At 31.6% G+C, this 14,685-nt stretch carries 15 protein-coding genes; 5 read left to right on the forward strand and 10 right to left on the reverse strand.

Going from position 1 to position 14,685, the window contains the following annotated elements; translation table 11 throughout:
* Window positions 1–170: 170 nt before the first annotated feature.
* The 4 genes from RHP49_07915 to RHP49_07930 all read right to left on the reverse strand — a co-directional run bounded on the left by RHP49_07915 (window position 171) and on the right by RHP49_07930 (window position 3,110).
* Window positions 171–785 (reverse strand): class I SAM-dependent methyltransferase, encoded by a 615-nt coding sequence (locus tag RHP49_07915; GenBank protein WNH14167.1) that lies wholly within the window; start codon window positions 783–785, stop codon window positions 171–173.
* Window positions 786–900: 115 nt separating this feature from the next.
* Entirely contained in the window at window positions 901–1,479 is a 579-nt protein-coding gene (gene nadD, locus RHP49_07920) for a nicotinate (nicotinamide) nucleotide adenylyltransferase (GenBank protein WNH14168.1), read from the reverse strand.
* A gap of 100 nt (window positions 1,480–1,579) precedes the next feature.
* Entirely contained in the window at window positions 1,580–2,170 is a 591-nt protein-coding gene (gene gmk / locus RHP49_07925; protein ID WNH14169.1) for a guanylate kinase, read from the reverse strand.
* Window positions 2,171–2,252: 82 nt separating this feature from the next.
* Window positions 2,253–3,110 (reverse strand): YicC/YloC family endoribonuclease, encoded by an 858-nt coding sequence (locus RHP49_07930; GenBank protein ID WNH14170.1) that lies wholly within the window; start codon window positions 3,108–3,110, stop codon window positions 2,253–2,255.
* Between the two features lie 180 nt (window positions 3,111–3,290).
* Here RHP49_07930 and RHP49_07935 point away from each other — a divergent pair, with 180 nt between their 5' ends.
* Window positions 3,291–4,253 carry an SMP-30/gluconolactonase/LRE family protein gene (locus tag RHP49_07935; protein WNH14171.1) on the forward strand — a complete coding sequence of 321 codons (963 nt, stop codon included), beginning with the start codon at window positions 3,291–3,293 and terminating at the stop codon, window positions 4,251–4,253.
* A 19-nt stretch (window positions 4,254–4,272) separates the two neighbouring features.
* Window positions 4,273–5,370, forward strand: a complete 1,098-nt coding sequence (locus tag RHP49_07940; GenBank protein WNH14172.1) for a formylglycine-generating enzyme family protein — start codon at window positions 4,273–4,275, stop codon at window positions 5,368–5,370.
* 574 nt (window positions 5,371–5,944) lie between these two features.
* On the opposite strand, the gene RHP49_07945 is transcribed toward RHP49_07940, so the two are convergent.
* Window positions 5,945–6,505, reverse strand: a complete 561-nt coding sequence (locus RHP49_07945) for a hypothetical protein (protein WNH14173.1) — start codon at window positions 6,503–6,505, stop codon at window positions 5,945–5,947.
* Between the two features lie 4 nt (window positions 6,506–6,509).
* Window positions 6,510–7,004, reverse strand: coding sequence for a hypothetical protein (locus RHP49_07950; GenBank protein WNH14174.1), 495 nt, complete (start codon window positions 7,002–7,004; stop codon window positions 6,510–6,512).
* 507 nt (window positions 7,005–7,511) lie between these two features.
* Between RHP49_07950 and RHP49_07955 the strand changes: the two genes are divergently transcribed.
* Window positions 7,512–8,477 (forward strand): IS110 family transposase, encoded by a 966-nt coding sequence (locus RHP49_07955; GenBank protein ID WNH14175.1) that lies wholly within the window; start codon window positions 7,512–7,514, stop codon window positions 8,475–8,477.
* 44 nt (window positions 8,478–8,521) lie between these two features.
* On the opposite strand, the gene RHP49_07960 is transcribed toward RHP49_07955, so the two are convergent.
* Window positions 8,522–9,079 carry a hypothetical protein gene (locus tag RHP49_07960; GenBank protein WNH14176.1) on the reverse strand — a complete coding sequence of 186 codons (558 nt, stop codon included), beginning with the start codon at window positions 9,077–9,079 and terminating at the stop codon, window positions 8,522–8,524.
* A gap of 1,019 nt (window positions 9,080–10,098) precedes the next feature.
* Between RHP49_07960 and RHP49_07965 the strand changes: the two genes are divergently transcribed.
* On the forward strand, window positions 10,099–11,064 hold the full coding sequence (locus RHP49_07965; protein ID WNH14177.1) for an IS110 family transposase: 966 nt from the start codon (window positions 10,099–10,101) through the stop codon (window positions 11,062–11,064).
* Window positions 11,065–11,099: 35 nt separating this feature from the next.
* On the opposite strand, the gene RHP49_07970 is transcribed toward RHP49_07965, so the two are convergent.
* Together RHP49_07970 and RHP49_07975 are read right to left on the reverse strand one after the other, a co-directional pair.
* The gene (locus RHP49_07970; GenBank protein WNH14178.1) at window positions 11,100–11,657 is read right to left on the reverse strand and encodes a hypothetical protein; all 558 of its coding nucleotides are present in this window, start codon (window positions 11,655–11,657) and stop codon (window positions 11,100–11,102) included.
* Between the two features lie 159 nt (window positions 11,658–11,816).
* On the reverse strand, window positions 11,817–12,053 hold the full coding sequence (locus RHP49_07975) for a hypothetical protein (protein ID WNH14179.1): 237 nt from the start codon (window positions 12,051–12,053) through the stop codon (window positions 11,817–11,819).
* A gap of 431 nt (window positions 12,054–12,484) precedes the next feature.
* Between RHP49_07975 and RHP49_07980 the strand changes: the two genes are divergently transcribed.
* Window positions 12,485–13,540 (forward strand): IS110 family transposase, encoded by a 1,056-nt coding sequence (locus RHP49_07980; protein WNH14180.1) that lies wholly within the window; start codon window positions 12,485–12,487, stop codon window positions 13,538–13,540.
* A 339-nt stretch (window positions 13,541–13,879) separates the two neighbouring features.
* Here RHP49_07980 and RHP49_07985 read toward each other — a convergent pair whose 3' ends face one another.
* On the reverse strand, window positions 13,880–14,680 hold the full coding sequence (locus RHP49_07985) for a hypothetical protein (GenBank protein ID WNH14181.1): 801 nt from the start codon (window positions 14,678–14,680) through the stop codon (window positions 13,880–13,882).
* Window positions 14,681–14,685 lie beyond the last annotated feature (5 nt).

Raw genomic sequence — 14,685 nt, forward strand, 5'->3', positions numbered from 1 at the left:
TCAAACTCTCGCTCTTTTGTAAGTAAAAAAGGGTTTTGTGAAAATTTTGATTATTTAGTTAGCATAAAAACCGCTTAAAGCAATTTGTTTTAGGCGGTTTTTTTATGATTTTGAGGGTATTCTGCTGCTTTTCGTAAGTTGGATAGTACTAAGTAATTAATTTATACGTCTCAAGTTTGTTTTTTAAAACAACAAAACAAGAAATTCTGAGTTGTGTCAAATGGTGTTAAATGGTCTTCTGTAATGCACTTGATTTTGTCAAATCCATTTTTCAATTCTAATGTTAACTCATCTTCATTGTATTGCTTTATTTCGACACCGCTACATTTTTTAGGTCCATTTTTGGAAAAGGTTCCAATTATCAAGAATCCACTTATAGATTGTTTTGCAATTTTTATATATTTTTCTATTTGTTTAGTCTTTGTTAGAAAATGAAAGGTTGCCCTGTCGTGCCAAACATCAAAAGTCATGTTAGGTTCAAATTCCGTAATATCGCTTACAATCCAATTTACTTTATTTGCTTTTTCTCCAAGTCGTATTTTTGCTTTTTCAAGTGATTTAGCCGAAATGTCAAGTACAGTAACATTTTCAAATCCTTCATCAAGTAAGTAATCGACAAGTTTGCTGTCACCACCACCTATATCTATTATTTTGGCAGTTTTCTTCAGTCCGAAAGAATGGATAAATTCAAGTGAAGTTTTAGGCATTTTTTGCGTCCAACTAACTTGATCTGGATTTTTAGTTTCATAAACTGTTTCCCAATGTTTCTTTCTATCTAATGTCATTGCTATGTCTCATTTTTTAGCATGTAGTCCATGTCAAAATAAAGTTACGTATCAGTAAATTATTTGATTGCTAAACTAAAGTTAGCTATTTTTTCTGATAAGTACAAGAAGCTGATTACCTATAAAAATTCATTTCATCTAAATACTCCCAAACATATTCTGGCAGCATGGGTTTTACGTTTTTACCAGCTTTAATAGCATTACGTATAAACGTTGAAGAAAGTTGCATGATAGGTGCATCAACAGTATGAATTTTTTTATGCCCGTTAAATTGAGTAACTACTTTGTTTTCAGAAATACGAGGATACACATAAATATCATGGTTTTCAAGAATGAGTTGGTAGTTTTTCCATTTATGAAAACCTTTTAAATTGTCTTCACCCATAATTAAAGCAAACTCATAATCGGGATGCTTTTCTTGTAAATAAGTAAGCGTATTAATAGTATAACTAGGTTGTGGTAAACTAAACTCGATATCGCTAGGTTTTAGTTTTGGATACTCTTTAGTAGCACGATAAACCATTTCTAATCGCTGATAATTATCTAGTAAACTACTTTTCTTTTTAAACGGATTGTGAGGTGTTACTACAAACCAAACTTGGTCTAAATCGCTATATTCTGCTATATGGTTTGCAATAACTAAATGCCCGATGTGTATGGGATTAAATGAGCCAAAATACAATCCAATTTTCATCTGCTTATTTTTATTTTATTAATTAGGTCAGATGTAACATCCATTTAATCTTTTTTTATGCAATCTAATTTTTAATTATGAATGTTTCATTAAAAACGATTTAAGATTTTAAAAAATTACGAACTAAACTTTCAGCTTCAGTTAAGGCTTTTTCTAAATTATCATTAACGACTATAACATCAAATAAAGGTGCCGTAGCAAGTTCTGCTGAAGCTTTAGAAACACGCATGTTTATTTTATCTTCACTTTCAGTTTTACGTTTTTTTAGTCTAATTTTAAGGGCATCAATACTAGGCGGTTTAACAAAAATAGCTAAGGTCTCTTCTGGAAATTTTCGTTTTATACGTAAACCACCAGACACATCAATATCAAAAATAACATGTTTGCCCATAGCCCAAATACGCTCGACTTCAGTTTTTAAAGTGCCGTAAAAATTATCGCGATACACTTCTTCCCATTCTAAAAACTCATCGTTTTTAATTTTGTTTTTAAATTCTTTTAACGATAAGAAATAGTAATCTTTTGCATGAACTTCTGTGCCTCGTTTTTCTCGTGAGGTTGCCGATATGGAGAATTCTAAATTTAAATCTTCAATACCTAATAAATGCTTTACTATGGTTGTTTTTCCAGAACCTGATGGTGCTGAAAAAACGATGAGTTTGCCTTGTTTTGTATGATCTTGTTCTGCCAAGTTTAATGTTTTTATAGACACTTCGACTGCGCTCAGTGTGACATTACGAATTTAATTTGTCTAACTATATTTTTTTGCTTTTTTAAAGGGCATTCAATAATTGTTCCTTAATTTTTTCTAGTTCATCTTTCATCTGCACTACTAATTGTTGCATAGGCGCATAATTACTTTTAGAACCAATGGTGTTAATTTCTCGTCCCATTTCCTGACTAATAAATCCTAGTTTTTTCCCATTAGATTCTTTAGAATTTATAGTTTCTAAAAAATAATTTAGGTGATTTTTTAGGCGTACTTTTTCTTCAGTTATATCAAATTTTTCAATGTAATAAACCAATTCTTGTTCAAAACGGTTTTCATCGTACTTTTCTTTTAATTCTTCAACGCCTTTAAGTAAACGCTCTCTAACACCTTCAACACGCTCAGGATCCATAGTTATTACTTGTTCAAGTAAATCATCAATGCTTTTTACACGCATATTAAAATCTTGTTCAAGAACCTTTCCTTCATTTAATCGATGATTAATTAAATCTGTAACAGCTGTGTGTATTTCGTTTTCAATAAGTTGCCACTCATTCTCATCAATTTCTTCACGCACAGTATTTAAGGCATCAGGAAACCGAACAGCCATTTTAAGTAGTTCTATATCGCTACCATCTACTACATTTTTTAACTGTTGTATATATTGCTTAACAACAGGCGTGTTTATTTGTGTTGAGGTATCTTCGGCAGTCGTTTCAACATAAATAGAAAAATCTATTTTACCACGAACCAATTCATTAGCAATAAGCTTTCTTATAGAAAGTTCTTTTTCTCTATAAATAGAAGGCATTCTTGCATTTAAATCGAGACTTTTGCTATTAAGAGATTTTAACTCTATACTAACTTTTTTTGAGGGTAATTGCAATACAGATTTTCCGTAACCTGTCATTGAATATATCATAAACGTATGTATTTAAGATTTACAAAGGTAATTAAAACCTAAGTGATAGAAAATAATTAATTTTTACAGTATTTGATGTGTTTTTCTCAATTCTATGATATTAAATAGTTTTCTTTAATTGTGTTTTTCAAAATAATAGTAGTTTTATATCTAATTACCGAATGACTGAAAATAGGATATATGTTTAAAAAGTTTGTATTAGTATGTGTTTCAGTAGTTTTTGTAAACTGTAAATCTGATGTAAAAGAAGTTAAAGAGGATAATAATTTACAAGCGGAATTAGAATATAAAGCACAAGCTGTATTAGGAGAAGGCGCTTTTTGGAATTATAAAACTCAGGAATTATACTGGATAGATATAGATAGTAAACGTTTTAATATTTATAATCCTAAAACCAAAACAAATAAATTTTTAGAAACACCATCTAAAATTGGAACTGTAGTTCCTGTTAATGATACTATTGTTTTAGCAGCATTAGAAGATGGGGTTTATAAAATGAATATTAATTCTGGAACAAGTACTTTGTTTACAGGCATGAAGGAAGATTTGTTTGAAAGTAGATTGAATGATGGAAAATGTGATCCAGCGGGTCGGTTTTGGGTAGGTTCTATGCATAATCAATATGAAACAGGAAAAGCAAATTTATATAGTATTAATTCTGATAGTTTATTAGTGAAAAAAATAGATAGTGTGACTATCTCTAATGGTATAGTTTGGACTTCAGATACTAAAACGATGTATTATATCGATACTCCAACTTCCCAAATTAGAGCCTATGATTACAATAACGAAACAGGTGATATTACTAATGCAAGAGTTGCTGTTCAAATTCCAGAATCTTTAGGTATGCCAGATGGTATGAGTATAGACGAAGAAAATATGTTGTGGGTTGGTATGTGGAATGGTAATGCCGTTATAAGATTTAACCCAATTACGGGTAAGGTTGATAGAAAGGTTAATGTACCTGCACATAATATTACATCGTGTGCTTTTGGAGGTAAAAATTTAGATACTCTTTATATTACTTCTGCACGCACTGATATGACTGATGATGAATTGAAAAAATATCCGCTTTCAGGGTCGGTTTTTAAAGTTGTACCTGGAGTTAAAGGTGTGAAGAGCCATTTTTTCAAAGAGAAATAATTTTATAAATGGTTTAAAAATGAAGTTTATAAAAAGTACTATTCTACTATCAGTTTTTTTCTTACTGGGACTTTATGGTTGTAAAAAACAAGTGTCTTCTGTAAATAAATTAGAAGCTAATAATCAAAAATGGATTGATAGTATAATTCAAAATCCGCCAGAAGGGATGGTATGGATTCCTAGAGGCACTTTTCAACAAGGTGCTGTTTCACAGGATAAAATGGCTATGAATCATGAAAAACCACAACACACTGTAACTGTAGATGGTTTTTTTATGGATATAACAGAAGTAACTAATGCACAGTTTTCAAAGTTTGTACAACAAACAGGTTATGTAACGGTTGCAGAACGAGACATTAATTGGGAAGACATGAAGAAGCAACTTCCTGAAGGCACACCAAAACCACCAGATAGTATTTTACAGCCAGGATCGTTATTATTTAAAAAAACAAAATCTTCTGTTCCTAATTTATATGATTTCTCACAGTGGTGGAATTGGTCTATAGGCGTAAATTGGAAGCATCCAAATGGTGCTAAATGCAATTTAGAAGGAAAAGAAAATCATCCCGTTGTTCATATAAGTTATGAAGATGCTGAAGCATATTGTAAATGGGCTGGACGACGTTTACCAACAGAAGCTGAATGGGAATATGCCGCTCGTGGAAATAAAAAAAACACAACGTTTTTTTGGGGAGATGATAGAATGCAACTTTCAAAAATGGCAAATAGTTGGGAAGGCGAATTTCCTGTAAAAAACACATTAGAGGATGGTTTTGAAAGAACAGCTCCAGTAAAATCGTATCTCCCAAATGGGTTTGGACTTTATGATATGGCAGGGAATGTTTGGGAATTTACTTCAGATTGGTACAACGTAAATTATTATAATGAACTTGCTACTTTAAATATTTCGGTGGTAAACCCAAAAGGTGCAGATAAAGCATATAATCCTAACAACCCGTATCTTCAAGAAAAAGTAATTAAGGGAGGTTCTTTTTTATGTAATGATTCTTATTGCGCTAGTTATAGAGTGTCTTCACGTATGGGGACAAGTATAGATTCTTCAGCAGAACATGTAGGGTTTAGAACGGTTTTAACCTTAGACATGTTGCTGTTTTAAATTAATATATGTTTTATAGAAATAAAAAAAGCTCTAAATCAATATCAAGCTGTTAAGACGATATTAAAAAAGAGCCTTAATAAATTGTAGAAAAATGAATGTTTCTTTTAGAAGCTATTAGCTATCTCTTTATGTTTCATCCTTTTAATTCTTATAGCTAACATAATAAAAATATTTATCATATCCGATAAAACACTTATTTATTCGATGAAATACGTAAAACATTTTGTTTTACTAAAAAGAACCGTAAATCTTTATAGTATTACAAACCTAGTTTGGGTGTATAATGCCTGATTTTTATTTGGATGGTATTATTGATAACCAAAAAAAATAGAACTTGATATTCGAAAAAAAAACACCCTATTTTCAATACTTTTGAGAATAGGGTGTTTTATAAAATTTTTTGTACTCAAGGTAAGAATTCAGTACAAAGGCATCGAGATCCTTTTTAAATAGTAGTTTTTTAAGCTGTTCAATCTCTTTTTTACCACTTAATTTTTTGAGATTACGATTTTTAAAAATATTATAAACGGCCAGCACTATTTTAATATAATTTTTTGTGCTTATTTTCATTTTAGTTTTCGGAATATATACTTTTTGAAGGGCCATATTTTTCGGCATGTTCTTTAGCCATTTTTTGTCCTCTGCTAATTTCTAAATGGGAGATTTTAAAATGATTGATAAGACTCCAAGTTCTATGATAGCGCTCATAAGGATCTTTAGATGACAAAAGCATCCATTTGTATGCAATTGATAAATCATTAAGTGAGTCATTTAAATAGTTTTGGTGTCTTGCTCCTAAAGAAAATTGAGCTTCAGAATAACCTTCTAAAGCTAATTTTTTCAATACCTCAATCGGACACTCGTATTTACTAAATCTCAATTGACTTAAAAGATAGGTTGCTTTATCATGACCTTGTTCTGTGGCCATTAAAAGCCATTTTTCGGCTTGGGTTCTTTTTTTAGAACTACCATAGCCAAAGTATGCCTTGCCCATTTCAAATTGTGCTTCAGCATCTCCATTTTCGGCTTGAGCTTTTAATTCTGAACTAACTTGTTGAGCATTTGTCTTCAATGAGATAAAAATTGTTAGTGTAAATGACAAAAACAATAATTTAAAATTTTTAATCTTCATAATATCATTGCTTTAATACGGGTTGTAAAACAATATGTTCTTCAAAACCTGAATAATAATTTGCTAAATGACCTTTTGATGCAGGCCATTTAATAGAACTTGGAGTTACTTTTATAAAGAGGTTATTGTCTTCAATTTTTTCTAATGTCCAAATGGAAAAGAAATAACCCGACATCATATATAAGTCAGGAATGTACGACTTGGTTTTCTTTTTCTTAGCTTTATCTAAAGGTTCAATCTCTTCAGATTCGATGCCTGTTAAAATAACCTTTAAAGTGTCATCTATATTGTAAATATAATTGTATTTATAAGTAAAATTTAATTTATAGGAATCTTTAATATTAAGGTTAACAATTAATTTTCCGGTGTTAAAATTGTAGGAGTGAACAATAGAATCTTGTTCAACTAAATAAGTACCTTCCAGATTTTCTAAAGATTGCGCATGCAAGGATAATTTAAGAAAAAAGAGAACAAGCAATATAGAAGATGTATATTTCATTGCTTTAAAATTATACAACTAAAGATAATCTTTTTTTTGTTAAGTTTTCCTGTTGTAAGTTCGTCTAAAATTTTCAATTTAAACGATTCGCTGTAATGTCTGATTACTTTGTCATTTTTGTACATAATGTTTAAAATTATGTAGCCTTATTTCAGGACGGGTCAAGCTTGCCTACAACGTTTATGTATAAGGAAAGTTGCGTGTTTGTGTGCGAGGATTTTCCGAAGGAAAATCAGAAGCTAGCAAACAAAGCAACTGCCATTGGTTTAGGATAAAACTAGCAATTTTTTATATACATCTTAAGTTTGTCTTTCATTAAATTAGATAACTAATAGAAAGAACAAAAGAGAGAAATAAGATTAGTATATACGGTGAAGCCTAGACTTCGACAACATTGATAACCCTCTCTCTTTTACTACTAAGATTTCGTTCAGTTCTGTGAGACCTTAGATCTCGATTTCAAGTTGTTGAAACGTCAGTAGCTCGTTCTTTCCAAATACAGTTCTTATGAATAAATATAGTGAAATTTATGGATTAGACATTAGTAAAGATGTCTTTGATGTTTATGGTTCCCAAACAGGTCACACCCAGTTTAAAAATGATGAGAGAGGATTTAAAAGCTTTTTAAATTATGTGTCAAAAGGCGCATTAGTAGTCATGGAAGCAACAGGCTATTATCATTACCGTTTAGCTCAGTTTTTATTCAAGTCAGGAGTTTGTGTATCTGTTGTGAATCCGCTGTCAGTAAAACGCTTTATCCAGATGAAGTTGGCCAAAGTAAAGACAGATAAGAGTGATGCTAAAGCTATTTGTGAGTATGGACAAATGAATGCTGTTCCTCTTTACACAGCTTTAAATGAAGTCCAGAGCGAATGCTTGCAGCTCTTTAGATTACTAGATAGTTACATAAAACAGAGTACGGCATCAAAGAATAAACTTCATGGGGAAGAAACTTTAGGAATACCTTCAAAGTTTGTATATCGTTCATTAAAGCGTCATGTAAAGCATTTAAAAAAGGAGATTGCCGCGATCGAGGAACGCCTATTAGCTTTAGTGAAACAAGACCAACAATATCAATTAACATTATTAAACAGTATCCCAGGTATGGGAGTAAAGACTGCCTTGTTTTTAATAGTAGTAACTGATGGCTTTAAGAAGTTTGAGACAGCATCGCAGCTATGCAGTTATGTTGGGATTACTCCAACTATAAGATTATCAGGTAGTAGCGTAAGAGGTCGAAGTAGAATAAGCAAGGTTGGTAACAAGAAGCTGAGAAATCTACTGTTTCTATGCGCTTTTTCAGCCTGTAAGCATAACAAGGCTTGTAGAGAAATTTATGAAAGATTAGTTAATAAAGGAAAAAGCAAAAAATTAGCATTAATTACTGTAGCAAATAAGTTATTAAAGCAGGCATTTGCTATTGCAAAATCTGGAAGACCTTATGATGAAAACTTTGTTTCTAAATTAGCCTAATATTGCTTGTTTTTTAACTCAGTTCTTTGTTACCAAACGTTTTATTATTCAGTTTCATATATTTTTAATAAACCTGCTTTGGTATATTCACCTACCTTGAGATGATATTGTCCATCAGGATTTAAAATCAAGAAACCTCCATTCAACCCATCATGCTTAAAGAATTTAGATCTAATTAAATCATTTTTATCCGTAATCCATTTGATTTTATTTCCGTGATAATAATATAAATCTTTAACTTTTCTATTTTTGATCCAAATATGGTTGCAATTTTCAATTTTATTTAGCTCTTCGGATAAATTCCCATAAAAAATATCCCAGGGAACTTGATATTTTGCTATAGTCCATTTAGGGTCATTATCAATGAAATTAATGACTGTTTTTTTTGAAAAATCAAGATTGTAATTTACAATGTCATATAAGTATTCTTTTAATTCGCTAAAGAATTCCGATTCGAGAACATTTTTTTCATCGGTTGGGACATTAATAATCTCTCCTTGAGAATTTTTTATTCTGTATTCATTAAAGGTAGAATTATTCACAGTTTTATTTGTTGAACAAGTCATTATTAAAATAACAGATATGAACATGATTTTTTTCATAATGTTTGGTAACGTTTATGTGTAAGGAACGTTGCGGTTTTGTGTGCGAGGATTTTCCGAAGGAAAATCAGAAGCAAGCAAAAGAGCAACGACCAAACGATTAAACTAAAATAAGCAATGTTTTTTACACGGTGTTAGCTTTTCGTTGTTTTTTTCAGATTTATAATTATTAGGCATAATTCCGTTTTTTGTTTTTCCAGCGTTTGAGTGAATTCGGGCAGTTATTTATTCCGCAAACTTTTCCAATTCCGTTGAGTGAGCAATTCCTCAAGTTTTTTAGAATGCTAAAAAGGAAAATATTTTAATATAATGGTAGCAACAAATATTATTGAACTAATTAGACCAATAATACCAAACCAATCAGAACGAAAATATTCAATTAATCCATTATTGGTCAAAATCATCAACCTAAATTCCAGAATCGCAAACAGAATGAAAATCCATAAATATATTGTATAAAAAAACATTAATCCAATATGTTCTAGTCCGTCTGTTAAAATCAAAAATGAAAACAAAAGAACACCAATTATATTGATAATTCTCATAGAATTGATTAATGTAGTTTTTTTGTCCAATTGATTAATGTTATTCATAAATTCAATTCAGTTTCAATTTCAGCAAACAAGCTAAAGGTCATTTATTTAATTATCTATAAGTTAAATTTTTAACGTTCTACCTCAATGAATGCCAACGTGTTCGTGTATGGAAAGTTGCGTGTTTGATGGCGAGGATTTTCCGAAGGAAAATCAGAAGCTAGCAAACGAGCAACTAACATTGGTTAAGCTAAAACTAGCAATTTTTTATATACTGCTTAAGTTTGTCTTTCATTAAATTAGATAACTAATAGAAAGAACAAAAGAGAGAAATAAGATTAGTATATACGGTGAAGCCTAGACTTCGACAACATTGATAACCCTCTCTCTTTTACTACTAAGATTTCGTTCAGTTCTGTGAGACCTTAGATCTCGATTTCAAGTTGTTGAAACGTCAGTAGCTCGTTCTTTCCAAATACAGTTCTTATGAATAAATATAGTGAAATTTATGGATTAGACATTAGTAAAGATGTCTTTGATGTTTATGGTTCCCAAACAGGTCACACCCAGTTTAAAAATGATGAGAGAGGATTTAAAAGCTTTTTAAATTATGTGTCAAAAGGCGCATTAGTAGTCATGGAAGCAACAGGCTATTATCATTACCGTTTAGCTCAGTTTTTATTCAAGTCAGGAGTTTGTGTATCTGTTGTGAATCCGCTGTCAGTAAAACGCTTTATCCAGATGAAGTTGGCCAAAGTAAAGACAGATAAGAGTGATGCTAAAGCTATTTGTGAGTATGGACAAATGAATGATGTTCCTCTTTACACAGCTTTAAATGAAGTCCAGAGCGAATGCTTGCAGCTCTTTAGATTACTAGATAGTTACATAAAACAGAGTACGGCATCAAAGAATAAACTTCATGGGGAAGAAACTTTAGGAATACCTTCAAAGTTTGTATATCGTTCATTAAAGCGTCATGTAAAGCATTTAAAAAAGGAGATTGCCGCGATCGAGGAACGCCTATTAGCTTTAGTGAAACAAGACCAACAATATCAATTAACATTATTAAACAGTATCCCAGGTATGGGAGTAAAGACTGCCTTGTTTTTAATAGTAGTAACTGATGGCTTTAAGAAGTTTGAGACAGCATCGCAGCTATGCAGTTATGTTGGGATTACTCCAACTATAAGATTATCCGGTAGTAGCGTAAGAGGTCGAAGTAGAATAAGCAAGGTTGGTAACAAGAAGCTGAGAAATCTACTGTTTCTATGCGCTTTTTCAGCCTGTAAGCATAACAAGGCTTGTAGAGAAATTTATGAAAGATTAGTTAATAAAGGAAAAAGCAAAAAATTAGCATTAATTGCTGTAGCAAATAAGTTATTAAAGCAGGCATTTGCTATTGCAAAATCTGGAAGACCTTATGATGAAAACTTTGTTTCTAAATTAGCCTAATATTGCTTGTTTTTTAACTCAGTTCTTTGTTGTGGTTAGTTTTTTATTATAAAATCTGCGTAATACCAATTGTCCTTTATTTGTTTGTCAGTTCCAATTATTCCTTTGGCAATTATTTTATTGTCTTTGTCAAATTCCACAAACTCTCTTTGGATTTTTAATTCAGATATTTCATTGATGAATTTTTGAAGTTTAGAAATGTAAAACTTGTATTTGTCCGAAACCTTTGAAACTGGAAATTCCTTGAATGAATTCTGAAATAATTGAATATTTCCAGAACATAAACCTGTATAATTGGAATTTGAAAAAATTAACCAAGTTTCTCCCTTTTTAAATTGTGAGCCACACATATCGGTACTGGTCTGGATAACAATTGAATTTAAAGAATCTACACCTTTATCTTTTCTAGTAATCAGAAATTCAATTGATAAAGTTTTATCATCAATTTTATTAATGCTTTTTACAGTTCCTTCGAAAATTTGGTCAGTGTTATTGATTCTTTCTAGAACTGATATTTCTCTCCAATCTTTACAAGAGCAAGCATATCCGAAAATCGAAATAAGAAAAATAATGATATTTAAAATGATTTTCATTGTTTTGTCAAATTAACCACAACGTTGATGTGTATGAAAAGTTGCGAGTTTACGGGCGAGGATTTTCCGAAGGAAAATCAGAAGCTAGTAAACTCGCAACTGACATTGGTTTAGGTTAAAACTAGCAATTTTTTATACACGGTGTTAGCAAACGTTTTATTATGACAATTTTGCTTTTTTTATTTTTCGGTATGTGAGAATGCTACCAATGATTATTAGAATAATTGAAGGGTAAAAACTCAGCACTGCTAATATTCCTAGTCCTACTGCATTTCCTGCGTCAATTAGTCCTAATGCATCAAGTCCTAATAAAATTAATAAAGGTCCAGTCCCCAAAATGAATATTATTATTCCAATCTTTAATGTTTTATGTAATTTACTCCAAGTTGATTTCATCTTAATTAATTTTAGTCAAGGTTTACTAATGGTTAGTTTATGAATGTACGATAATTTTTGGTCAAGAATTTGCTTTTACGTTTTGTTATAGTCAAAGTTCGTTTTTATTTACCGTTTCCAAAGTCATTCAGCCGCAACATTATCGTTTACTTGGTGTCTGTCAGCAGCTTTTTTGTTATAAAACCGATATTTTTTTAAAATCCGTAGAATTATTAATCGTTTTAAAAATACTTTACACACATTGGTCTTAATGTTTGCTAACGTAATTGTGTATGATTAGTGGCGTGTTTAAGCACCTAATTTAGCAAATATAAACGGAATAGAAAATCCGCGAGGATTTTCGTAAGTAGGCGATAACTAGCCATTAATTATAGCATCCATGAAAAAGCAGAAAGTCCAGTATCTTTAAAGTTCACCAAAACAATTAAGATATGAAACCTGAACAAACTGCTCAACCAAAGTTATACATAGGAATTGACATACACAAGAGAAGCTGGAAAGTTCATTGTGCCACGGATCTATTTTCCGGAAAATCTTTTACCATGCCCCCAGAACCAAAGGTTTTAGAGGTATATGTTCACACCCATTTTCCTAGCTATGAAGTCTCTATCGCTTACGAAGCGGGTTGTTGTGGTTATTATGCCCATCGTAGCTTTGAGGGTTTTGGTTGGAGCTCGTTAGTTGTCAATCCAGCAGACATTCACCGAAAAGGAAAAGAACGCTTCACAAAGACCGATAAGATTGATGCTCAACTGATAGCACGAGAACTCAAAGACGGAAGGTTGGAGAGCATCCATATTCCAGAAGTAGAGCGTGAGCAACTGCGAAGTCTTTTTAGAAGACGTAATGATTTGGTTAAGGATTTTAGGCGGGTAAAGAGTTATATAAAAATGCAGCTGCTCTATTTTGGAGTAAGGGTTCCCGAATCCTTTGATAATGACCATTGGAGTCATGACTTTAGAGCTTGGATAGACGCTATTATTTTCAGTCATCCGACAGCCCGCGAGACACTTGATAGTAGAATGCGCAGTTTTAGATTTATAGATAAAGAGCTAAGAGATGTTTCTTCAAAGCTACGGGCTTATTGCCGTAAGCATTACAAAAAGGACTATTATCTTTTACGGAGTATTCCAGGAATAGGAGGTATCGTCGCTTGTGGGATTATTTGTGAATTGGGAGATTTGCGCCGCTTTAACAATATAAAACATTTGGCTGGCTATGTTGGTCTGGCACCAGGGATACACCAAAGTGGCGATAACCAAAGGCATACAGGTATTACTATGCGCGCTCACCGCTTAATGCGGAGTTATTTTATAGAAGCCTCATGGCAAGCCATACGAACCGACCCTGTGATGCAAGCTTATTATCGTAAACACGTAGGAAAAAATGTTAAGAGCATCATTGTAAAGATAGCTCGTAAATTATTGAGTAGAACCTTAGCCGTTATAAAAACAGAAATACCATATACCATTGGAGTGATAGAATAATATAAACCAATAACAGAGCTCACAAAGAAGTAGCAAAACCTGTATCACAAAACACCGTAGGTGAACCAAATTATTAGGTATCACACATTTTTAGCAAGTGGACAGGTTTATTATAACTTATAATCATACAGATGCTGGTGACCATCATGTTTTAGAATGGATCACATATAGGATGCGGAGCAAGTTATTTAAATGCCATTGAAATGTTGATAATCCTATCGGAATTATCAACATTTCAACACCACAGAGTCATCATTATGAGATAATTAAAAAATAAATAATAACTTTGGAGAACTAGGCTAGTGCTTTTCATAGGACACGGTGTTGTGGCTAGTATTTTTATTCTTCATTTAATAAAGAGTCCGATTTTATTTTATTTTCAATTGACTTCTTGATCTCATGGATATCATGATGAATTTGCTTGTTGTTTTCTAAAATTGGTTCCAATTGATAAAGCTCTTCGCTAGAATTGAAAATTTTATTATTGTCGAATGGATTAAAAATTCCAAAAAGTCCAAATATTAAAGCCATTATAAGTCCAAACCATGTTGCAATTTGTCCGTTTCTATATCTTAAATCTTCTGTAGATTTAAATCCATTTCTCACAAAATCTTTTAGTTCCTCAGATACAAATAAAAGTCCCATAAGGTTATTCATAATAAGGTTATAAGTGTGCTCCTCCAGCTTAACTCCTTCGAATTGAATTTCATTTCTAGAATTATATATTTTACTGACATCAGGGAATTTTAAATGCATTCCTTCTTCATTCAGAATAACATTAGAAGTTGCACTGTCCTGTTTTGGGCTTTTGAAGGAATCATGCATTATATGCATTGATTTATTTTGTGCTTCTGGATTTGGTATTAGATTTATATATCTGTCAGCTTTTAGATTTTCTACAAGTGATACAATTTCAATAAACTTCTTTAATTCATCCTTTCGTAGTTTTATATCGTCAAAGAAGCCTTTACGAATAAAGAGCAAAGCAGTTTTTTGTTGAGGAAGAACAAAAAGAGCAGAATTTTTATTTTTAGTAAAATATTTATTCTGAAGAAAAAAACTAAAAAACTCCAAATCATCATTCGAAATTTCTTCAAGTAGTTTTAGGAAATCCTTTTCTCTATTATTGTATTTTCTCATTTTTT

Source organism: Flavobacteriaceae bacterium HL-DH10, assembly GCA_031826515.1.
Taxonomy (GTDB): domain Bacteria; phylum Bacteroidota; class Bacteroidia; order Flavobacteriales; family Flavobacteriaceae; genus Thalassobellus; species Thalassobellus suaedae.